Origin of the sequence: Streptomyces kronopolitis (assembly GCF_050953795.1) — a bacterium.
GTDB classification, from domain to species: domain Bacteria; phylum Actinomycetota; class Actinomycetes; order Streptomycetales; family Streptomycetaceae; genus Streptomyces; species Streptomyces kronopolitis_A.
This window is the reverse complement of sequence record NZ_CP191850.1, coordinates 1,334,918-1,355,586: the sequence shown is the minus strand read 5'-3', so window position 1 is coordinate 1,355,586 and position 20,669 is coordinate 1,334,918. Positions and strand designations below refer to the sequence as shown.

Here is a 20,669-nt window from a genome sequence, read left to right as displayed (position 1 = left end):
GAGGCCGGTGCGGTGCGTGCTCAGCCGGTTCTCCCGGCCTTCGCCGGCGGCCTACCCGGCCTACCCGGCCTACCCGGCCTGCCCCACGTCGCCGGCGTCGGCGTCGCCGTCGGCGTGCAGATCACGGTGCCAGTCCAGCTGGGCGATGAGGGTGTCGTCGCCGGGGCGCTGCGGGGGCGGCCCACCGGCGGCGCGGGACGGCGGACGGGTGCCGCGGGAGATCTCCCCGCTGGCGGTGATGTTGTGCTCCACGCGGGGCCGGCGGCAGGCCTCGTAGAGGGAGAGGGCGCTGTCCAGGTCGGGGGTGTCCCGTAGGGCCTTGGCGAGGACGACGGCGTCCTCCAGTGCCATCGAGGCTCCCTGCCCCGTCGCCGGGGAGGCCGCGTGCGCCGCGTCGCCGATGAGTACCGTGCGCCCGGAGCGCCAGGGGGTGCCGGGCGGGATCTCGGTGGCGTGGGTGGCCATGAGGTCGTCGGTGGAGGCGGCGACGATGCCCGCGGCGGGGGTGGCGTCCTTGCCCAGCAGCGCGACGAGGTGTTCCCGCCAGCGGGACGGCGTGGGGTGCGCGAGCTCCTCGGCGGGTACGGCCTCGCCGCCGACGCGGGCGAACCAGTACACCTCCCCGTCCGGCGAGACCGCGTAGCCGAAGGCCGCGGCGCTGCCCCGCACCATGGTGATGTGCCCGGTCTCCTCCGCGACCGGGGCGGTGCGCGTGTAGCCGTAGTAGACGCTCTGCCCCGCGTAGACGGGCTCCACGCCGGGTGCGACCGATCGCCGGACGGCCGAGTTCAGGCCGTCCGCGCCGACGAGCAGATCACCGGTCGCGACGCTGCCGTCCGCGAACCGTGCGCTCACGCCGTCGGTGCCGTTCTCGACGGACACCAACCGCTTACCGTGCGTCAGCCGGATGCCCCGGCGGACCGCCTCGGCCTGCAGGGCGGTGTGCAACTCCGCGCGGCGCAGGCACCGGTACCGCAGGAGGGCGTCGTCGGCCTCGCCCAGCGGCACATGGGCCATCTCGGCGCCCTGGCCGTCGAGCACCCGCATGGTGCGCAGCGGGAAGCCGCGCGAGGTGACCACCTCCGAGGCGTCGAGCTGCGCCAGCGCGCGCATCCCGTTGCTGGCCAGGGTCAGGAACGCCCCGATGTCCTCGGCCGTGCCCGGATGCGCCTCGTGCACGGTGACCTCAAGACCTGCCTTGTGCAGCGCCAGCGCGGTCGCCGTACCCGCGATCCCACCACCGATGACCAGAATGCGTGTCACGTACCAGTCCGCTCTGTTGTGTCGGTCCCCTCGGGCGTCCAAATCCATGATGCACCCGGCGGTGGCGGCCGACGGGCCCGCAGTGCGCACGGAGCCCCGCCCGCAACTACGCGGTGACTCATGGCTGTTGGCACACTCGGGGCGGCGGTACGCCGGGCGAAGGACACGCCTCGCGAGAGGAGTCGGGACCGGGCGGGATCCGTCCGAGCGGCGCAGCGGACTTCTGGAGCTGACCGGCACTCCCGAACAGCCAAGGAGACAGAGTGTCGATGAGCTCACGCTCCGCGGCCGGCTGACCAAGGGCCGCCCGTGCGAGCAATGCGGCGTGGCCTGGCGAAGCTCCTGATCTGCGGCGGTGCCATGTCGCCGAACTCGACCTGAGAAAGCTGGAGTTAGCGGGCCCGCGTATGCGCCTGGGCTCAGGTCCCACCATCGGTTCGCGTGCGGGTGCGCAACCCCGTCACCACGGTGATGCCCACCAGGAGCACCACTGCCGCGGCGATCCGGTAGCTCAGGGTCGTGGCCTCGGTGAACGTGGTGGCGTGGGTTGTGCCCGAGGTGAGGTGGGTGGAGAGGGCGGTGCCTGTTACGGCGATGCCCAGGGATGCGCCCAACTCCCTTGCCGCGCCCTGGAGGCCGGAGCCCATGCCGGAGCGGCTCGCCGGTACGGATGCCACGATCGCATGCGACAGGGTCGGCATCGCCAGCCCCGCGCCGGCCGACAGCACCAGGAGGAACACCAGGTAGCGGAGGTAGGACGTGTGGGCGTCGGCGGTGGAGAGCAGCAACAGGCCGGTCGCGATCAGTGCCAGTCCGGCGCCGGCCGTGCGGGCCTCGCCGAGCCGCTCGGCGCCGTGCACGCCGAGCTTCGTGCACACCATCATTCCCACCGCCAGCGGCACGATCGCGGCACCCGTCTGCATCGGTGAGTAGCCCTTCACGTACTGCAGGAACTGCCCGTTGACGTAGAACAGCGCGAACATCCCGAAGAAGGTGACGGCGATGCCGACGCTGCCGGCGCGCAGTCGCGGCAGCCGGAAGAGCCGGGGGTCCAGTATCGGGTGCGCGGCGCGCAGGCCGTGCCGGACGAACACCGTGATCAGCACCAGCGCCAGGGCGAAGGCGCCGGCCACCGGGGCCGAGAGCCAGCCGCGGTCCGGGCCTTCGATGATGCCGAAGAGCAGCGTTCCCGCGCCGAGGGCCAGCAGTGCCGAGCCCGGCAGATCGAGCGCCGCGGTCTGCGTCGGGACCCGGGGCGCGGAGCGGGCGACCCAGACCAGCAGGGCCAGGGCGAGCGGCACGTAGACGAGGAACAGCCCCTGCCAGGGCAGGTACTGCACGAGCAGTCCGCCGCCCGCGTTGCCGGCCAGTCCGCCGGCCCCCATCGCCGTGCTCCAGGCGGCGACCGCCCCGGCCCTGCGCTCGGGCGGGGCGGTGTGCAGCAGCACGGACATGGTCGCCGGCACCAGCAGCGCGGCCCCGGCGCCGGAGAGGGCGCGGCCCGCCATCAGCACCGGCAACTCCGGGGCCAGGGCGCACAGCAGGGTGCCCGCGCCGAACGCGCCCAGCCCGGTCAGGAGGGTGCCTTTGCGGCCGAAGCGGTCCCCGAGCGCCCCGGCCGGGATCAGCAGTCCGGCGAAGACCAGCACATAGATGTCGACGATCCACAGCATCTGGCTGTGGGAGGGGTGCAACGCGCTCGCGGTGATCTTGGGTATCGCGAGATTGATCGCGGCCACCAGGGACTGGGCGACCAGGACGCAGGCGCACATCGCGGCGGTCACCGAGCGGCCTCCGTGGCGGACACCGGCGGCGGGAACGGGAGGAGAAGCGGTCGTGGTCATGGCCGGCACGTTAGATTTGGCCCTCATTAACTTCAAATGCAAGGTATGCACTCCATGATTGCGCGAAACGCAAACATTGACCTCAACCTGCTGACGGCGCTGGACGCCCTGCTCGAAGAGCAGAGCGTGACGGCGGCCGCCGACCGGCTCGGACTCTCCGGGCCGGCCATGAGCCGGGCGCTGGGCCGGATCCGCCGCACGACCGGCGACCCCGTGCTGGTCCGTGCCGGCCGCCACATGGTTCCCACCCCGCGGGCGCTGGAGATCAGGGCCGAGGTGCGCAGGCTGGTGGAGGCTGCCCACGGCGTGCTGGCCCCGTCCGCACCCGCCGACCCGGCCGCGCTGGCCCGCGTCTTCACCCTCTACGCCAACGACCTCTTCGTCACGGCCCTGGGCCCCGGCCTGCTCGCCCGTGCCGCCGAACAGGCTCCGCAGGTCGTGCTGCGCTTCCTCGGTGAGAGCTCCGTCGACGTGCCCCTGCTGCGGGACGGTTCCGCGGACCTCGAACTCGGGGTCATCGACAGCCTGGAGCCGGAGATCCGCAGGGAGGAGCTGTTCGTGGACCACAGCGTCGCGGTGGTGCGCGACGGACACCCGCTGAGCAGGGGAAAGCTCACCGCGGCCCGCTTCGCCGCCGCGCCGCACCTCAACTTCTCCCGTCGCGGCCGGCTGACCGGCCCGGTCGACGCCGCGCTTGCCGAACTCGGCCTGCGGCGCCGGGTGATCGCCACCGTCCCGACCTTCGCCGCCTCGCTGATGATGGTCCAGGACACCGACGCCGTCGGCCTGGCCAACGCCCGGGCCGCGGCCCCGACCGTCCGCCGTCTGGGCCTGCGCACCCTGCCGGTACCGCTCGAACTGCCGTCGATGTCGCTGGAGATGGCCTGGCATCCGCGCCAGGAGGCCGACCCCGGGCACCGCTGGCTGCGCGGGCTGGTGCGTGAGACGGTGCGCGACGCCCTGCGGGAGCTGCCGCCGGAGAGGGTGTCCGGCTGAGCGGTGCGGGATGCGATGCGGTGCGGGGTGGTGAGCCGGGGAAGGGGGAGGTGGAGTCGGGGGACGGCGGGGCGAGATTCAGAGCAGGGGGGCCAGGGCCTGGGTGGCGGCGCGCAAGTCCGGTGCGTAGGACGTGAGGTGGTCGCGCGGGACCAGGAAGGTCACGGTGGTGAGGGAGACGCCGGCGACGGGGCGGCCCGCGTGGTCCAGGACGGCCGCGCCGATGCAGCGGACGCCGGGCTCGTTCTCCTCCTCGTCGATGGCGTAGCCGCGGGTCCGGACGGATTCCAGGTCGGCCTCCAGCGCCTCGGGCGAGGTCAGCGTCTGGGGGGTGCGGGCCGGCAGGCCGCCGGCGATCAGGGCCCGGACCTCCTCGGCGGGGAGGCGGGCCAGGATGCTCTTCCCGATCGCGGTCGTGTGCAGGGGCATGCGCACGCCGATGCGCGAGGCCGTACGGAAGGGCTGGTCGCCCTCCAGCTTGCGGATGCAGGTGATGGTTTCGCCGCTGTGCAGCGCCAGATGGACGGTCAGTTTGGTGGTCTGCTGGAGCTCGCCCAGCACGTGACCGATGCTCGCCGGCTCCGCGCCGCCGATGACCTGCGCGGACAGTCCGTGCAGCCGGGGGCCCACGCCGTAGCGGCCGGCGGCTTCCTGGCGGACGAAGCCCTGCGCGATCAGCGAGGCCAAAATCCGGTAGGTGCTCGACTTCGGGACGGCCGCGGCCTCGGTGACGTCCATCAGGCGGTGCGGGCCGCCCGGGGCGGCCACCGCTTCCAGGATGCGCAGCGACTTCTCCAGTGCGGAACCGGCCGCCGAGGTCCGGCCGCGGCGTGCGGTCACCCCGGGCAGCCCGTTCAGTCCGGGCGCGCTGTCCGCGTCGTCCCCGCCGACTGCGCTTGCGGCGTCGTCCGCGGGGGGCGGGCCGTGTGATTCGGGCCTTTGTTCCCTTGGCACGGGGTACCCCCGTTTGCTTACGGTGGCGTCAAGAAGTTCTGCTACACGATACCTGGTTTCACTACGTGGAACAGGGCCGATCTTTCGCCCCCCCCGCGCCGACTGCGCCGGCGCCGGCCGGGTGGTTCCCGCCCGCCCTGCCTCTTCCTGCCCCACGCCTCCACCTCCTCTCCGTGCAGTACAAGGAAGCAGCGCATCATGACGACGATCTCCGACGCCAAGGTCCTGATCACCTGCCCCGGACGCAACTACGTCACCCTCAAGATCACCACCTCGGACGGGGTCACCGGCATCGGCGACGCCACGCTCAACGGCCGTGAACTCTCCGTCGCCTCCTACCTGCGCGATCACGTGTGCCTGCTGCTCCTGGGCAAGGACCCGTCCTGCATCGAGCGCATCTGGCAGTACCTCTACAAGGGCGCCTACTGGCGGCGCGGGCCGGTCACCATGACGGCCATCGCCGCGGTCGATGTCGCCCTGTGGGACATCAAGGGCAAGCAGGCGGGTCTGCCCGTCTATCAACTCCTCGGCGGCGCCGTGCGCGACGGGGTCACCGTCTACGGACAGGCCAGCGGCGAGGACATCCCCCAGCTCCTCGACGACGTCGGCCGCATCCTCGACCGCGGCTTCCGGGCGGTGCGCGCGCAGGCCGTCGTCCCCGGCGTCGAGCAGGTCTACGGCATGCCCGACGGCGACCGGAGCGCCGGCGAGCCGGCCGGCGGCGGGCGGCCTTCGGTGGAGGACTGGGACACCGGCCGGTACCTCAACTGGGTACCGCGGTACATGGCGACGGTGCGCCAGGAGTTCGGCCACGGCTTCCACCTCCTGCACGACGTCCACCACCGGCTCACCCCCATCGAGGCGGCCCACCTGGGCAAGTCCCTGGAACTCTTCCGGATGTTCTGGATCGAGGACCCGACCCCGGCCGAGGACCAGGAAGCCTTCCGGCTGATCCGGCAGCACACCACCACGCCGCTGGCGGTCGGCGAGGTCTTCAACTCCATCTGGGACTGCCAGTACCTGATCACCGAACGGCTCATCGACTACATCCGTACGTCCGTCTCGCACGCGGGCGGGATCAGCCACCTCCGCAAGATCCTCTCGCTGGCGGAGCTCTACGGCGTCCGCTCCGGTGTGCACGGCGCGGGCGACGTCTCGCCGGTCTCCTTCGCCGCCGCCCTGCACGTCGACCTGTCCGTGCAGAACTTCGGGATGCAGGAGCACATGGAGCATCTGCCCCCGTACCAGGACGTGTTCAAGACCACCTGGACCTTCGAGGACGGCCTGATGCACCCCGGAGACGCCCCGGGCATCGGCGTCGAGTACGACGAGGAGGCCGCGGACCGCTTCGCGTACGACCCGAAGTACCTCCCGGTGAACACCCTCGCGGACGGTTCGGTCCACGATTGGTGAACGCGGCGGCGGCCGGCCGTGCGCCTACCGGAAGCCGAGGTGCCGAGCGGTGCCGGTCAGTTCGGCGCTTACGGCCCACAGGGCGGCGGCGACGGCCGGGTCGGCCATGTGGGCGGGGACGGGTTCCCGCCGTGGTGCGCCCCGCAGGCCGAAGACCCTGGGCCCCCACAGCTCTCCGCCCCGCACCTCCGGGTCGAGGACGGCGCGGACGACGGGCCGGGCTCCGGCGTGCTTGCCCTGCACCACCAGCCCGGCGGGCAGGGCACGCAGCCGCTCGCCGGGGGTGGTCACGACGACCGGCGGACGGGACGGGGTGAGGGAGTCCAGCGCGCCGCCGGGGTGGGCCACCACGCTGAGCACCGTGCTGCCGACGGCACGCAGATGGCGGTCGAGGGCGAAGCCGAAGGACATCTGCGCCAGCTTCGACCGGCCGTAGGTGCGCTTGGGCCGGTAGTCCCGGGTGGACTGGAGGTCGTCCAGGTCCAGCCGCTCGGACCGGGCCGCGAAGCTTCCCACCGTCACGACGCGGCCCGCCGGCGCCGCGGACAGCAGGGGAGCCAGCCACCGGGTGAGCGCGAAGTGGCCGAGGTGGTTGGTGCCGAACATCAGCTCGTGGCCGTCCCCGGTCTCCCGGCGCGGCGGGTCGTCGAGCGCGACCCCCGCGTTGTGCACCACCGCGTCGAGATGGCCCAGTTCCAGCCTGTCCACGGCGGACTCCAGGGACGCCAGGTCGGCGAGGTCCAGCGGAAGGTGTGCCACCCGCGCGCCGGGGGCGCGAGCACGGATCGAGGCCATGGCGGCCTCGGCCTTCGCGGGGTCCCGGCTGCCGAGGACGACCGTGGCGCCGGCGGCGGCGAGCTGCTCCGCCGCGAAGTAGCCGATTCCGGCGTTGCCTCCGGTGACCAGGGTGTTCCGGCCCGCGGCGGACGGCAGCCGGTGCACGTCCCACGATCGGCTACGGGATGCGGATGACACGGTGACGGACTCCTTGCGCTCGGGCGGCGTGCTCGGGGGAGCACCTGCCGTGCCCAAGGTCGCAGCCCCCACCGACATCCCGCCGACAGGGCACCGGCCGCCGCCGACAGGCTGCCCACAGCCCCCGAGGACCCGGCCGCCGTGGTGGAGCCTGCCCGTCGCCCGTCCGGTGGTCGCGCTCGTGGGTCCGTGCACGCGCCCGGTCGCACATCAGGGTTGTGTAATGCAGCGAGGGGGCGTCAACGTGCAGGGTGCTGACGGCATCTCATCTCGCAGCCACGACACACTGCTCGGCGCGAAGAAGGGGGAGGTCACGACCGCCGCGGTCGCCGACTTCCAGCGCGACGGCACCCTGGAGACGGTCGTCAACGTCGTCAAGCCGGCCGACGGGGACGACCCCGCCGCGGCGCGCATCGCGCAGTACCGGCCCGGCCCCCTCAAGCGGGCGAACCTCGGCTCCGCCGCGGCCCGGCACTCCGACCTCGGCGACCTCGGCGAGGCGCGGCAGCTGCGGATCGCCAACTACGGCGGCGATGCCTACCCGGACCTCGCGATCCTCAACAACGCCGGTGACGGGCAGCTGGACCGGGACGTGCGCCTGACGAAGCCGGGCGGCGGACCGGGGAGTTACAGCTACGAACTCCAGGTGAGGTACCGGGCGTTCGGCTCCACGGGCGAGCCGCCGGCCATGCCCGGTGACGGCTGGAAGCACTTCTACAAGCCCTGCTCCTGATCGCGACCGGGCGCCGGCGGCCCTTCGGGCCCGCGCCGGCGCCCGGGGCCGGCGCGGGCCCGGACCCGTGCCGGAAGGCGGAAGTCCCCGGCTGGACGGGGGAGACCAGCCGGGGACTGTCATGCGTGTGCCCGCGGATCCGGGAGGGAAACACCGGGCGCCGAACTTTGTGCGCGGTTACTTGGTGCAGGTGTTGAGCATGGACGTCAGGGCGGACTTCTCCTTGGCGGTGGTGGTCAGCTTCCAGACGGACTTCACGTGGGTGTAGTCCTCGGCGTAGGTGCACCAGAAGGTGTGGTTGGTGGGCTTCCAGTCGGCCGGGCCGCTGTCGCTCTTGGAGCTGTTGGAGGACTCCGAGGCGATCAGGAGCTGGGGGTCCTTCAGGTCGTTGCCGAACGCCTTGCGCTGGTCGGCGGTCCAGTGGGCCGCGCCCGAGCGCCAGGCCTCGGCGAGCGGGACCATGTGGTCGATGGTCGCCTGGGCCACCGAGGTCACCGTGGTGTTGTCGTAGGCGGAGTACCACTTGCCGCTGGCCGGCTGGCACTTCTTGGCGGACTCGTCGACGACGTCCTTGCCGTCGCGGGCCAGCACGTCCTGGCGGGTGGTGCAACCGTCGGACTGCTTGGCCCAGATGTCGAACTTGTCGCGGGCGTAGCCGTCCATGGAGCCCGGGGTGGCGACCTTGAGAGCGGCGAGTTCGGTCTGCGCGGTCGACTTGCCGGGTGGCGCCGGCGGGTCGGCGAGGGCGGGAGCGGCGGTGAAGCCGAGGAAGGCGAGCGAAGCGGCGGACAGGCCGAGGACGGCATGACGCATGAGGTCTCCAGAAGTGTGGGGGGTGGAGAGACACTTCAGGAAACCGCAGGGGGCGCGCGGACGCTACGCGCGTGGATGGAACATGACAACAACATTCCCTGGCCATTACCCGAACGTGGGGATGTTGGGCCGTCAGAGGGATTGCGATGCCGCCGCGTTGCCGGAATTGCGGGGGATATGCGTCCGTCCGGACCACCGTGGATCGGGCGCAGGTGCGGCACCCCGGACTTGCTCCGTGGGGGAGCCCTACAGTGACGAAGCACTGTTATCCAGTGACGAAGCACTGTTATCGGTCGGATGCGGAGTCAAGACGCAGATGGACCCGTTCTCCACGAAGTGGCCCTGGTACGTTCCCCTCGTCCCCAGCGCGCTGGTGGTGATGGGGACGGTCTGGAACGTCTATTATCCGCAGTACTTCTGGGGCGACAATCTCTTGGGAGCCGCCGTTGTCGTGGCGGGGGCGATGCTTTCGCTCCGGCACACGATCGCGATCGCGGCGGCCCTCCTTCTGGTCGATGTTCCGCTGTTGTTCGGGGACGGTTATCTGCACGAGACGATCGGCCCGCTTCTGGTCTTCAACACCTTCTTCGCCGCCCTTGTCGGCATCTGGGTGAACCGCGTGGTCGCGCACCATGGGCGCCGTCTGGAATTGGTGCGTTCGGTCGCGGAGGTCGCTCAACGTGCTGTGCTGCCCCCGCCCCCGGCGCACATCGGTGCCCTGGCCATCGCCGCTGTCTATGACGCCGCGCAGGTCGAGGCGTTGATCGGCGGGGATGCCTATGCCGTTCGGGACACGGCGTACGGCGCCAGGCTTCTGATTGCCGACGTGCGAGGAAAGGGCCTGGGCGCCGTCGACGCGGTGTCCGTGTTGTTGGGCGCTTTCCGGGAGGCGGCGGATCAGGAACCCGATCTCGTGGCATTGACCGCGCGCCTGGAACGGGCCTTGATCAAGGAGGCTTCGCTGCGTGACGAGACCGTGCAACTGGAGGGATTCGTCACCGCGGTGGTCGGCGAGATCCCGCCCGGCTCCGATTGCGTGCGACTGCTGAATTGCGGCCACCCCGCGCCCTACCTGCTCGCCGGGGACACGGTGGTGGCGCTGGAAACGAACGATCCGGGCCTGCCGTTGGGAATGAGTGTCCTGGGCGGTCCGGAGGCCACGCTGCAGGAATGGCCGTTTCCGGTCGGCGGCACGCTCCTGCTCGTCACCGACGGCGTGACGGAAGCCCGCAATCGTGCGGGGAATTTCTACGACCCGGTGATCCGGCTCCGCGGGAAGGGGCCCTTTCCGCAACCCGCCGAGGCGATCGAGGCATTGGTGCGTGACGTGGAACGGTGGACCGGCGGTCCACGCGACGACGACATGGCGGTCCTGGCGGTCACCCGGTCCGCCGATCACGGGAGTGTCGATCACGGGGGAGCCGGTCACGACGCCTCGATGAGCTGACGGGGCAGGGCTCCTCACCGTCCGGGCCGGCGCGGCCGTGGAGGCGGGGCAGGCCGTCCGGGCGACCGCCCGCGGCGAACTTTTCCGGGCAGGGGCGGGAACTCACCGCGGACTCCCCTCGACTCATGAGGCGAGGCTGCCGCCCGGCAGCCGGCTCGTGACGGTGAGGGGGAGGGCGAGGGGTGCGAGGGAAGGCGAGGGACCATGGGGCCCGTGGGGGGCGGCCCGGTCACATAGCCGCGGCAGGTGCGGAAGACCGCTGGTCGCTGGTGGCCGTGGCAGGGCTGCTGGCGTTCGTGGCGATGCTCGACATGAACATCGTCAATGTGGCGCTGGCGGAGATCGCCGACGGCCTGCGGGTGTCCGTCGCCACGGCCCAGTGGGCGGTGCTGGGATACCAACTGTCCGTGGTGGCGCTGCTGCTGCCGGTCGGGCGGTGGCTCGACGGGGTGGGGCTGCGGACCGCCGTGCTGACCGCGACCTGCGGCTTCGGACTGTGCAGCGCGCTGGCGGCCGCGGCGCCCTGGATGGGCTGGCTGATCGCCGCGCGCCTGCTGCAGGGGGCCTGCGGGGCGGTGCTGTTCGTGCTGATGCCGGTGCTCGCGATGCGGTCCGTGCGGCCGGAGCTGCGGGGACGCGCGATGAGCGTACCGGCCACGCTGGGGCCGCTGGGGGCGGTGGCCGGGCCCGCCGTGGGCGGTCTGCTGCTGGACCACCTGGGCTGGCGGTCGGTCTTCCTGGTGAAGATTCCGTTCTGTCTGCTCGCCCTCCTCCTGGCCTGGCGGGCGATGCCGCGGGACGGCGGGCCGCGCCGGCCCGACCGGCGGTCGGTGGCGGACGCCCTGCTGGTGGGCTCGGGCGGCGCGGTCCTGCTGCTGGCGCTGACCCTGGCGGCGGACCGTCCGTTGTGGCTGGCGCTCGCCCCGGCGGCGCTCGGGGCGCTCTGGTGGTGGCTGCGCGGACCCGGCGGCCGTCCGGTGGCCGGCGTCCTGCGGGCCGCGGGGCTGTTCCGGGCCCACGGCGCGGTGCTGGCGCTCGCCGCCGGATTCGCCGCCATGTACTACGTGGTCGCGCTGCACCTCCAGCGCGACGACGGGGTCAGCGCCACGACGACCGGGCTGACCGTGCTCGCCTTCCCGCTCGGCATGGGGCTGGCCGGGCCGCTCGGCGGGCGGATCGCCGACCGGTACGGCGCCCGGCCGGTCGCGGTCACCGGCGCCGCCCTCACCACGGCAGGCCTGCTCCTGCTGATCCCGCTGGGCGACGGCTGGTCCCCGCCGGACGTGGCCTGGCGGCTGGCGCTGGCCGGCGTCGGGCTGGGCCTGAACGGCGGTCCCACCCAGGCCCTGGTCATGGGCGCCGCCCCACCGGACCGGGCCGCGACCGTCGGGGCCACGGTGCAGTGCGCCCGCAGTCTCGGCTTCACCCTCGGCCCCGCCCTGGCCACCGCCGTCCGGGGGCTCAGCGGCCCCGGCGAGGGCGTCCGGGCCGGGCTCGTACTGGCCGCGACCGTCGCCGCGCTCGCCGTCCCCCTGCTCGCGACCGGCGGAAGGCCCGCACCGCTGCCGGCGAAGACCACCGACGCGGCGCCCGCCGCGCACGACTGACCAGGAGTCACCCGCATGTGCGGAATCACCGGCTGGGCGTCCTTCCCGCACGACGCCCGCACCCAGCGGGCGGTCATCGAGGCCATGACCGCCACGCTCACCCCGCGCGGCCCCGACGCGGGAGGCGTGTGGCTCGGCGCGCACGCCGCGCTCGGCCACCGCCGCCTGGCCGTCATCGACCCGGCCGGCGGCGCACAGCCGATGACCGACCGCCCCGACCGGCCGGCCCTCGTCCTCAGCTACAGCGGAGAGGTCTACAACCACCACGCGCTGCGGGCCGAACTCCGCGGCCGGGGACACGTCTTCCGTACCCGCAGTGACACCGAGGTGGTGCTGCGCGCGTACGCCGAGTGGGGCGAGGACCTCGCCGACCACCTGGAGGGCATGTTCGCCTTCGCGGTGTGGGACGAGCGGGCACAGCGGCTGCTGCTGGTACGTGACCGCCTCGGGGTCAAGCCGCTGTTCTGGGCCGCCGTCGACGGCGGCCTGGCCTTCGGCTCCGAGCCGAAGGCCCTCTTCGCCCACCCGGAGATACGGCCACGGGTGGACGCCGACGGGCTCCGGGAGGCCTACAGCCTGCTCTTCAACACCGGGCCGACGGTGTGGTCGGGGGTGCGGGAGGTGGAGCCCGGCGGCCTGCTCGTCCTGGACCGCGACGGTGTCCGGGAACGCCGCTACTGGCAGCTGGCCGACAGCCTGCACGACGACGACCGGGACACGGCCGTCGAGCGGGTCCGCGGGCTGGTCGACGCGGCCGCCCGCAGTCAGCTGGAGGCCGATGTCCCGCTGTGCAGCCTGCTCTCCGGCGGCATCGACTCCACGGTCCTGACCGGGCTGCTCGCCGACGAACTCCGGCTGCGCGAAGGCCCGGACGCCCGCCTGCGCTCCTACGCCGTCGACTACAGCGACCAGGCCGAGCGGTTCACCGGCGATGTGCTGCGCACCGGCCACGACACCCCGTACGCCATCGAGGCAGGCGCCTTCCTCGGCACCGACCACGACACGGTCGTCCTGGACCCGCGCGCCCTCCTTGACCTGGAGCACCGCAAGGCGGTCGTCGCGGCACGGGACTCACCGATCGGCGTCGGCGACATGGACACCTCCCTGTACCTGCTCTTCGGCGAGATCCGCAAGCACTCCACCGTGGCGCTGTCCGGCGAGGCGGCGGACGAGGTCTTCGGCGGCTACCCCTGGTTCCACTCCCCGAAGGCGCTCGGCGCGGACACCTTCCCCTGGCTGCTCGTCACCGGCGACGAGGCCGCGATGCCGCTGAACCCGGAACTCGGCCTGCACATGCCGGAGTTCCGCCGGGACACCTACGACAGCGCACTGGCCGCCGTACCGCACCGCGACGGCGAAACCCCCACCGAGCACCGGCAGCGCGAGATGCAGCACCTGTCCCTGACCCGCTGGCTGCGCCAGCTGCTGCACCGCAAGGACCGGCTGAGCATGGCCCAGGGCCTGGAGGTCCGCGTCCCCTACTGCGATCACCGTCTCGTCGAGTACGCCTTCGCCACGCCCTGGGCGCTGAAGAGCTTCGACGGCCGGGAGAAGAGCCTGCTGCGCGCCGCCGGTGCCGGACTGGCCCCCGACTCCGTGCTGCACCGGCCCAAGAACCACTACCCCGCCACCCATCACCCCGACTACAACCGCGGTCTGCAGGCCCTGGCCCGCGACGCCCTGTCCGTCGGCCAGGTCCGGGCCCTGGCCGACGAGTCCCGCCTCACGCCCTGCCTCGACACCCCGCCGGACCGCCTGGAGTGGGGCCACCGCCTCCGCCTGGAACGCGTCGTGGACCTGGCGCTGTGGCTGGACCATCACCGGCCCGAACTCGCCCTCTGAGAGGCCGCGTTGACGGTGGCCTCCGGGGCCCCGGCGGGCACGGAGGTCGTCGGTCCACGGGGGCGGGCGGGACGCTTCCGTCCGTCAGGCGGTCCGCGCCGCGAGGGGTCGGGCGACCGGGTGCAGCGCCGCGTACTCCAGCGGAGCCGACGGGTCGATCGAGACATCGAGCGGCGCGGGCTCGGCGCCCGACCGGGCCAGCAGGTCCCCGATGGCGGCGATCATCGCGCCGTTGTCGGTGCACAGCTTCAGCGGCGGGACGCGCAGCGTGAGGCCGGCCGCCGCACACCGCTCCTCCGCCAGCGCCCGGACCCGGGAGTTGGCGGCCACCCCACCGACCACGACGAGGGTGCCGACACCGTGTGCGGTGCAGGCGGCGACCGCCTTGCGGGTCAGGACGTCGGCGATCGCCTCCTGCAACGCGGCGGCACCGTCGGCCACCGGCAGCACCTCGCCCCGATGCCGCTCCGCCCACCGCGCCGCGGCCGTCTTCAGCCCGGAGAAGGAGAAGGCGTACGGATCATCGCGCGGACCGGTGAGCGGCCGGGGGAAGGCGACGGCGCGGGCGTCGCCCTCGCGGGCCGCCCGGTCGACGGCCGGCCCGCCGGGATACGGCAGTCCGAAGACCCGCGCGACCTTGTCGAAGCACTCGCCCGCCGCGTCGTCCAGGGTGTCGCCGAGATGCACCAGCGGATCGCGGGCCAGATCGCGGACGAGCAGCAGCGAGGTGTGACCGCCGGAGACGATCAGCACCACACAGGGAGCGGGCAGCGGGCCGTGCGCCAGGGTGTCGGCGGCGACATGCCCGGCCAGGTGGTGCACCCCGTACAGCGGGACGTCCAGCGTGTACGCCAGGCTCTTCGCGCCGGCCAGTCCGACCTGGAGCGCGCCGGAGAGTCCCGGCCCGGTGGTCACCGCGACCGCCCCGATGTCGGACATCCGCAGCCCGGCCTCCGCCAGCGCCCGGTGGACGACCGGGGTGAACGAGTGGACATGGGCGCGGGCCGCGATCTCCGGCACCACCCCGCCGAACCGGGCGTGCTCGTCCATGCTCGACGCCACCGCGTGCCCCAGCAGCCGGCCGCCCCGCACCAGCCCCGCACCCGTCTCGTCACAGGACGACTCGATGCCCAGCACCACCGGCGCTTCCCGCATGACGTTCCTCCTCGCACGCTGCGACCAGGCTAATTGCCTAGTTTTTGTTCTTGCGAAGTGTATGCAACAAGAGGGGGAGGCGGGGGTCGGAGCGGGGGTGGCGGGCGGTCGGGCCGGGTGAACCCCGGGAGCGGGGCGGGAGCGGGCCCTGCCTACCCTGGACGCGCAGTGGGTGCGCCCCGTCCGCCGGAAGGGGCCGCGCGAGAGGGCACCCGGTGGCGATCCGGGGCGGACCCGGCCGCACGCGCCGCTGCTCCACCGGACACGCTCGTGCGGGCTGCGCCCGTCGTGCCCGCTGCGGACCGCCCCGTGCCGCGGACCGACCCCGTGCCGCGACTCGACGAAGGAGAGCCCTGTGCCCCACCACCCGGACACCGCCACGCCGGAGGGCATACCGGTGCCCTCCAAAGAAGCCGCCGACGCCGCCCGGTTGCCGTGCGTCCTGCTCAAGCACGGCGAGGTCTTCCTGCGCGGACGGAACCGGGACCGGTTCGAGCAGCTGCTGCGGAACAATCTGCGCGGCGCACTGCGCGGCATCGGGGGCTCCACCTGGATTCAGGACGCGCGCAGCGTCACCGTCCTCGGGGGCGAGGCGCCCGTGGCGGAGCTGGTGGAGCGCGCCCGCAGGGTCTTCGGGTTCCACTCGGTGCAGCCCGCCGTCCGGGTCCCGAGCACCGTCGAGGCCATCACGTCCGAGGCGGTGGAGGCGCTGGCCGCCGTCGCGGACGGGCGTCCGGGTGTCAGCTTCGCCGTCCGGGTGCGCCGGCGCGACAAGACCTTCCCGCTGACGTCCTCCCGTTTCGAGGCGCAGGTCGGGGCCCACATCCGGCGGGCGCTCGGCCTGCCCGTGAACCTCACCGCCCCGGACGTCACCCTCCACGTCGAGATCGACCGGCCGGGGACCTATCTCACCTGGGTGCGCCACCCCGGCCAGAGAGGCCTGCCCGTCGGGTCCAGCGGGCGCGCGCTGGTGCTGCTCTCCGGGGGCTATGACTCGCCGGTGGCGGCGTACCGGGCCATGCGCCGCGGCCTGGCGTGCGACTTCGTCCACTTCACCGGCGCTCCGTACACCGACGCCTCCTCCGTCTACAAGGCCTACGCGCTCGCCCGGGAGCTGAACCGCTACCAGCCCGCCGGGCGGCTGCACGTCATCGCCCTCGGCCACGCCCAGAAGCAGCTCGCCATCGCGGGGGCCGGAAGGCTCCAGGTCGTCGCCCAGCGGCGGCTGATGGTCCGGGCCGCGAGCGCGCTGGCCCGCGAGGCCGGCGCCGCGGCGCTGGTGACGGGCGACAGCCTCGGGCAGGTCGCGAGCCAGACGCTGGCCAACATGGCCGCGGTCGACGAGGCGGCCACGCTGCCCGTGCTGCGCCCGCTGGTGGGCTGGGACAAGCAGGAGATCATCGACGAGGCCCACCGGATAGGCACCGCGGAGATCTCCGTCCTGCCCGACGAGGACTGCTGCAAGCTGCTCGCCCCCGAGCGGGTCTCCACCGCGGCGCACCTGCCCCGAATGGAGCGCGTGGAACGGCGACTTGAGATGGATGACCTCATGGCGGAGCTGGTCCGCAAGGCCCAGTGCATGCGTCCCGGCGACGAGGACGCGGAGGACGGCCCGCCGGTCACCACCGGCCTCCCCGCGCCGCGGGAGTCCTGTCCGGCCCCCTGACCCTCCCGGCCTCCGGCGAGGTGCGCGACCGCCCGGGGCGCGGCGTCAGCTCGCGAACTTCTCGACGGCCGCCGGGGTCATGGGCGTGAAGAAGTTGACGAGGTTGCCGTCCGGGTCGCGGAACAGCAGCGACCGGTTGCCCCAGGGCATCGTGGTGGGCTCGGCGACGACGTCGCCGACGACGCCGGACAGGTCCCGGTACACCCGGTCCACGTCGTCGACCAGGAACTCGGTGATCACACTGCGGTTGTCCGCCGGGTGGGCGGAGCCCGGGGCGAACAGCGGCACGGTGCGGGTGCCGGCGATCGCGAGGGTGGCGCGGGGCGTCCTGAGCTCGGCGAAGTCCTCGGTGGCCCACTCCGCCCGCACCCCTGTGGCGCGCTCGTAGAACGCGACGAGGCGCGGGACGTCGCCGGTGATGATGCGAATCGAGACGAAGTTCATGGTGCTCTCCTGGGCTGCTGAAGTCGCTGTGCCGAGCACGTTAGGAGAAATAGCGGACAGAATCGGTCCGCTATTTCTCCTAGGCTGGGGACATGTCCCGTCCCGCCGGCCGCGTGCTGACACTCCTGGAGCTGCTGCAGTCGGGCGGCACCCGCACGGTGGCCGAACTCGCCGACCGTCTCGGCGTCGACGGCCGTACCGTGCGGCGCTACGTCGACCATCTGCTCGACCTCGACGTGCCCGTGGAGTCGGTACGCGGCCGGTACGGCGGATACCGGCTCGCCCCCGGGTACCGCCTGCCTCCGCTCATGCTCAGCGACGACGAGGCGCTGGCGGTGCTGCTCGGCCTGGTCGCCGGCCGCCGCGCGGGGCTGACCACCACCGGGCACACGGCGGGCGAGACGGCGTCCGCCAAGATCCGGCGGGTGCTGCCCGCGCACCTCGCGCACCGGCTCGGCACCCTCCTGGACTCGCTCGCCTTCACCGAGCGGCCCGGCGAGTGCGCCGCCCCGGACTCCGGGGTCCTGCTCACCCTCGCCGACGCGGTACGCCACCGCCGGCCCGTCTCCCTCCGGTACACCGACCGCGAGGGCCGGCGCACCGAACGCACCTTGCACGCCTACGGGATCGTCGCCCATTCCGGCCGGTGGTACGTCACGGGCACGGACCCCGGGATCGGCGAGGACCGCACCCTCCGGCTCGACCGCATCGCGGACGCGAGGGCCCTGCCGGGCACGTTCGAGGAGCCCGCGGGCCCCGACCCGGCGCAGCGCGTGCTCTCCGGGTTCGCCACGGCCGCGTACCGGCACGAGGTGACGCTGCGCATCCAGGGGACGGTGGAGCAGATACGTGTCCATCTTCCCGCCGCTGTCGCGCGCCTGACGGAGCACGAGCCGGTGGCCGACGAGGACCGGGCCGACGAGGGCCGGGCGGACGAGCGCTGGCTGCGCGTGGACCTACGGGCCGAGCGGCTCGACTGGCTGCCGCCGGTGCTCGCCGCCCTCGACCGGCCCTTCGTCATCGAGCGGCCCGAGGAGTTGCGTCACCTCGTGGTCGCGCTCGCCGGCCGCCTCGCGTCCCACGCCACCGCCCCCGCCGGCGACGCACCCGCGTCATGAACGGGCACCCGGCCTGCATGCGCAGGTACGGGCACCCGCCTGCGGCCGGACTGTCCTGGCACGGCACGGCACGGCACGGGCCGGACACCGAAGTGCCCGGCCCGGAATCATGACGGGATCAACTGCCGGGTCAGGAACCCTCGTTGGCCAGTTCGTCGCGGAGTCGGCGGGCGGCGGTGACGAGGTTCTCCAGGGCGGCCCGGGTCTCGGGCCAGGCGCGGGTCTTCAGGCCGCAGTCGGGGTTGACCCACAGGCGCTCGGCGGGGATGGCCTCAAGCCCCTTGCGCAGCAGGGCGGCGGCTTCCTCGGCGCTCGGGACGCGGGGGGAGTGGATGTCGTAGACGCCGGGGCCGGCCTCGCGCGGGTAGCCGTGTCCGGCGAGTTCTCGGGCGACCTGCATGTGGGAGCGGGCGGCCTCCAGGCTGATGACGTCCGCGTCGAGATCGTCGATGGCCTCGACGATGTCGCCGAACTCGGCGTAGCACATGTGCGTGTGGATCTGGGTGTCCGGCCGTACCCCGCCGGTGGTGAGGCGGAACGCCTCGGTCGCCCAGTCCAGGTAGGCGGTGTGCTCGGCGGCGCGCAGGGGCAGGGTCTCGCGCAGTGCCGGCTCGTCGACCTGGATGACCGAAGTACCCGACGTCTCCAGGTCGTTGACCTCGTCGCGCAGTGCGAGTGCCACCTGGCGGGCGGTGTCGCCGAGCGGCTGGTCGTCGCGGACGAAGGACCAGGCGAGCATGGTGACCGGGCCGGTGAGCATGCCCTTGACGGGCCGCTCGGTGAGCGACTGGGCGTACGTCGTCCAGCGCACCGTCATCGGCTCGGGGCGGGAGATGTCCCCGGCGAGCACCGGCGGTCGGACGTAGCGGGTGCCGTAGGACTGCACCCAGCCGTGCTGGGTGGCGAGGTAGCCGGTGAGCTGCTCGGCGAAGTACTGCACCATGTCGTTGCGTTCGGGCTCGCCGTGCACCAGCACGTCGAGCCCGGCCTTCTCCTGGAAGGAGAGGACCTCGCGGATCTCGTCCCTGATCCGGTCCTCGTAGCCGGCCGTGTCGAGCCGACCGGCCCGCAGATCGGCCCGCGCCGTGCGCAGCTCGGTGGTCTGCGGGAACGAGCCGATCGTCGTCGTGGGCAGCAGCGGCAGGCCCAGGTGCGCGCGCTGGGCCGCGGTCCGGTCGGCGTACGGCTGGGAGCGACGCCCGTCGGCGTCGGTGACGGCCGCGGTACGGGCTCGGACCGCGGGGTCGTGGGTCAGCGCGGAGCCGGCCCGGGAGGCCAGGTCGGCGCGGTTCGCGGCGAGTTCACCGGCGATGGCTCCGGTGCCCTGGGTCAGACCGCGCGCCAGGACGGTGATCTCCCGCGTCTTCTGCCGGGCGAAGGCCAGCCAGCGGGCGATCTGCGGGTCGATGTCGCGCTCGGCGGCGGCGTCCAGCGGTACGTGCACCAGCGAGCAGGAGGCCGAGACATCGACGCGGTCGGCGAGCCCGAGGAGCGTGCCCAGGGTGGACAGCGACTTCTCGTAGTCGTTGATCCAGACGTTGCGGCCGTTGACGACGCCCGCGACCAGCCGCTTGCCCGGCAGTCCGCCGACCGCGGCGAGGTCCTGGAGGTTGGCCGCGCCCGACTCGGTGAAGTCCACGGCCAGGCCCTCGACCGGCGCCTTGGCCAGGACGCCCAGCGCGTCGCCGAGCCGGCCGAAGTACGAGGCGACCAGGAGCTTCGGCCGGTCCGTGGCGCTCCCCAGCTCACGGCAGGCGCGGGCGGCGGCGTTCAGTTCGGCCGGTGTGCGGTCCTGGACCAGGGCCGGTTCGTCGAGCTGCACCCACTCGGCGCCCGCGGCCCGCAGGTCGGCCAGGACCTCGGCGTACACCGGCAGCAGCCGGTCGAGCAGGGTCAGCGGCTCGAAGTCCGCGGCCACCCCCGGCGCGGGCTTGGCCAGCAGGAGGTAGGTGACCGGCCCGACGAGGACCGGGCGGGCGGTGTGCCCGAGCGTGAGGGCCTCCGTCAGCTCCGCGACCTGCTTGCCGGAGTCGGCGGTGAACACGGTGTCCGGACCCAGCTCGGGCACCAGGTAGTGGTAGTTGGTGTCGAACGTCCGACAGACTGTCTCATCAGTCTCCGGTGGTCTACGCGGCGCCGCTAAGTCCAATTCAGCGCCGCATCGGAGAGGGGAGGACACACAGTCCGTGAGATCTGTGTGAGAGCCCGTGAGACGACGAAGCCCTGTCCGGCGCACTGTGTCAAGCGGGGCTTCTCGCGTCTTCACACGGCGCGGCGAGGGATCTCACCGGGTGCCACCCCGCGTCCGGGTCGCCCGCCTTTGGTCACCCGCGAATGCTGGATGAATGCGCGCGGCAGGCCCGGACCCGGACGCGGGGCGGCTTGGTGACTGGCTGGCC

Annotated in this window: 15 protein-coding genes and 1 pseudogene; 8 read left to right on the top strand and 8 right to left on the bottom strand. The window is 73.0% G+C overall.

All coding sequences use genetic code 11. The features are described 5' to 3' along the window. Positions 1–69: 69 nt before the first annotated feature. Positions 70–1,263: an FAD-dependent oxidoreductase gene (locus tag ACQP17_RS05775; protein WP_433855275.1), complete on the bottom strand. Its 1,194-nt coding sequence runs from the start codon at positions 1,261–1,263 to the stop codon at positions 70–72. A gap of 419 nt (positions 1,264–1,682) precedes the next feature. Further along, entirely contained in the window at positions 1,683–3,107 is a 1,425-nt protein-coding gene (locus ACQP17_RS05770; protein ID WP_433855274.1) for an MFS transporter, read from the bottom strand. Between the two features lie 54 nt (positions 3,108–3,161). On the opposite strand from ACQP17_RS05770, the gene ACQP17_RS05765 reads away from it, so the two are divergent. Then, positions 3,162–4,103, top strand: a complete 942-nt coding sequence (locus ACQP17_RS05765; RefSeq protein ID WP_433855273.1) for a LysR family transcriptional regulator — start codon at positions 3,162–3,164, stop codon at positions 4,101–4,103. A gap of 78 nt (positions 4,104–4,181) precedes the next feature. Here the strand turns inward: ACQP17_RS05765 and ACQP17_RS05760 are convergent, their stop codons facing one another. Next, positions 4,182–4,943: an IclR family transcriptional regulator gene (locus ACQP17_RS05760; protein ID WP_433855272.1), complete on the bottom strand. Its 762-nt coding sequence runs from the start codon at positions 4,941–4,943 to the stop codon at positions 4,182–4,184. A 312-nt stretch (positions 4,944–5,255) separates the two neighbouring features. Between ACQP17_RS05760 and manD the strand changes: the two genes are divergently transcribed. After that, positions 5,256–6,470: a D-mannonate dehydratase ManD gene (gene manD, locus ACQP17_RS05755; RefSeq protein WP_433855271.1), complete on the top strand. Its 1,215-nt coding sequence runs from the start codon at positions 5,256–5,258 to the stop codon at positions 6,468–6,470. 24 nt (positions 6,471–6,494) lie between these two features. On the opposite strand, the gene ACQP17_RS05750 is transcribed toward manD, so the two are convergent. After that, a complete protein-coding gene (locus ACQP17_RS05750; RefSeq protein WP_433855270.1) occupies positions 6,495–7,445 on the bottom strand; it encodes an SDR family NAD(P)-dependent oxidoreductase in 951 nt (316 codons plus the stop codon). A gap of 244 nt (positions 7,446–7,689) precedes the next feature. Here ACQP17_RS05750 and ACQP17_RS05745 point away from each other — a divergent pair, with 244 nt between their 5' ends. Further along, positions 7,690–8,178: a hypothetical protein gene (locus ACQP17_RS05745; protein WP_433855269.1), complete on the top strand. Its 489-nt coding sequence runs from the start codon at positions 7,690–7,692 to the stop codon at positions 8,176–8,178. A 177-nt stretch (positions 8,179–8,355) separates the two neighbouring features. On the opposite strand, the gene ACQP17_RS05740 is transcribed toward ACQP17_RS05745, so the two are convergent. Then, positions 8,356–8,991: an HNH endonuclease family protein gene (locus tag ACQP17_RS05740; RefSeq protein WP_364876398.1), complete on the bottom strand. Its 636-nt coding sequence runs from the start codon at positions 8,989–8,991 to the stop codon at positions 8,356–8,358. A gap of 316 nt (positions 8,992–9,307) precedes the next feature. Between ACQP17_RS05740 and ACQP17_RS05735 the strand changes: the two genes are divergently transcribed. The 3 genes from ACQP17_RS05735 to asnB all read left to right on the top strand — a co-directional run bounded on the left by ACQP17_RS05735 (position 9,308) and on the right by asnB (position 13,887). Beyond that, on the top strand, positions 9,308–10,438 hold the full coding sequence (locus tag ACQP17_RS05735; RefSeq protein ID WP_433855268.1) for a PP2C family protein-serine/threonine phosphatase: 1,131 nt from the start codon (positions 9,308–9,310) through the stop codon (positions 10,436–10,438). Between the two features lie 275 nt (positions 10,439–10,713). Next, positions 10,714–12,045 (top strand): MFS transporter, encoded by a 1,332-nt coding sequence (locus ACQP17_RS05730; protein ID WP_433855267.1) that lies wholly within the window; start codon positions 10,714–10,716, stop codon positions 12,043–12,045. 15 nt (positions 12,046–12,060) lie between these two features. Further along, positions 12,061–13,887, top strand: a complete 1,827-nt coding sequence (gene asnB, locus ACQP17_RS05725) for an asparagine synthase (glutamine-hydrolyzing) (RefSeq protein WP_433855266.1) — start codon at positions 12,061–12,063, stop codon at positions 13,885–13,887. Positions 13,888–13,971: 84 nt separating this feature from the next. Here the strand turns inward: asnB and tsaD are convergent, their stop codons facing one another. Continuing rightward, positions 13,972–15,042, bottom strand: a complete 1,071-nt coding sequence (tsaD, locus tag ACQP17_RS05720; RefSeq protein ID WP_433855265.1) for a tRNA (adenosine(37)-N6)-threonylcarbamoyltransferase complex transferase subunit TsaD — start codon at positions 15,040–15,042, stop codon at positions 13,972–13,974. Positions 15,043–15,397: 355 nt separating this feature from the next. Here tsaD and thiI point away from each other — a divergent pair, with 355 nt between their 5' ends. Further along, entirely contained in the window at positions 15,398–16,708 is a 1,311-nt protein-coding gene (thiI, locus tag ACQP17_RS05715; RefSeq protein ID WP_433855264.1) for a tRNA uracil 4-sulfurtransferase ThiI, read from the top strand. Between the two features lie 45 nt (positions 16,709–16,753). Here the strand turns inward: thiI and ACQP17_RS05710 are convergent, their stop codons facing one another. Beyond that, positions 16,754–17,152 (bottom strand): VOC family protein, encoded by a 399-nt coding sequence (locus ACQP17_RS05710; RefSeq protein WP_433855263.1) that lies wholly within the window; start codon positions 17,150–17,152, stop codon positions 16,754–16,756. 92 nt (positions 17,153–17,244) lie between these two features. Here ACQP17_RS05710 and ACQP17_RS05705 point away from each other — a divergent pair, with 92 nt between their 5' ends. After that, a complete protein-coding gene (locus ACQP17_RS05705) occupies positions 17,245–18,270 on the top strand; it encodes a helix-turn-helix transcriptional regulator (protein ID WP_433855262.1) in 1,026 nt (341 codons plus the stop codon). 130 nt (positions 18,271–18,400) lie between these two features. On the opposite strand, the pseudogene metE reads toward ACQP17_RS05705, so the two are convergent. Beyond that, positions 18,401–20,362 (bottom strand): annotated as a pseudogene (metE, locus tag ACQP17_RS05700) (5-methyltetrahydropteroyltriglutamate--homocysteine S-methyltransferase); the annotation flags it as partial. Between the last annotated feature and the right edge of the window lie 307 nt (positions 20,363–20,669).

Bases quoted from the DNA above. Each gene is read 5' to 3' on its own strand.
- ACQP17_RS05770 (WP_433855274.1), bottom strand. From the start codon at position 3,107: ATGACCACGACCGCTTCTCCTCCCGTTCCCGCCGCCGGTGTCCGCCAC.
- ACQP17_RS05765 (WP_433855273.1), top strand. From the start codon at position 3,162: ATGATTGCGCGAAACGCAAACATTGACCTCAACCTGCTGACGGCGCTG.
- manD (WP_433855271.1), top strand. From the start codon at position 5,256: ATGACGACGATCTCCGACGCCAAGGTCCTGATCACCTGCCCCGGACGC.
- ACQP17_RS05740 (WP_364876398.1), bottom strand. From the start codon at position 8,991: ATGCGTCATGCCGTCCTCGGCCTGTCCGCCGCTTCGCTCGCCTTCCTC.
- ACQP17_RS05735 (WP_433855268.1), top strand. From the start codon at position 9,308: ATGGACCCGTTCTCCACGAAGTGGCCCTGGTACGTTCCCCTCGTCCCC.
- asnB (WP_433855266.1), top strand. From the start codon at position 12,061: ATGTGCGGAATCACCGGCTGGGCGTCCTTCCCGCACGACGCCCGCACC.
- tsaD (WP_433855265.1), bottom strand. From the start codon at position 15,042: ATGCGGGAAGCGCCGGTGGTGCTGGGCATCGAGTCGTCCTGTGACGAG.
- ACQP17_RS05710 (WP_433855263.1), bottom strand. From the start codon at position 17,152: ATGAACTTCGTCTCGATTCGCATCATCACCGGCGACGTCCCGCGCCTC.
- ACQP17_RS05705 (WP_433855262.1), top strand. From the start codon at position 17,245: ATGTCCCGTCCCGCCGGCCGCGTGCTGACACTCCTGGAGCTGCTGCAG.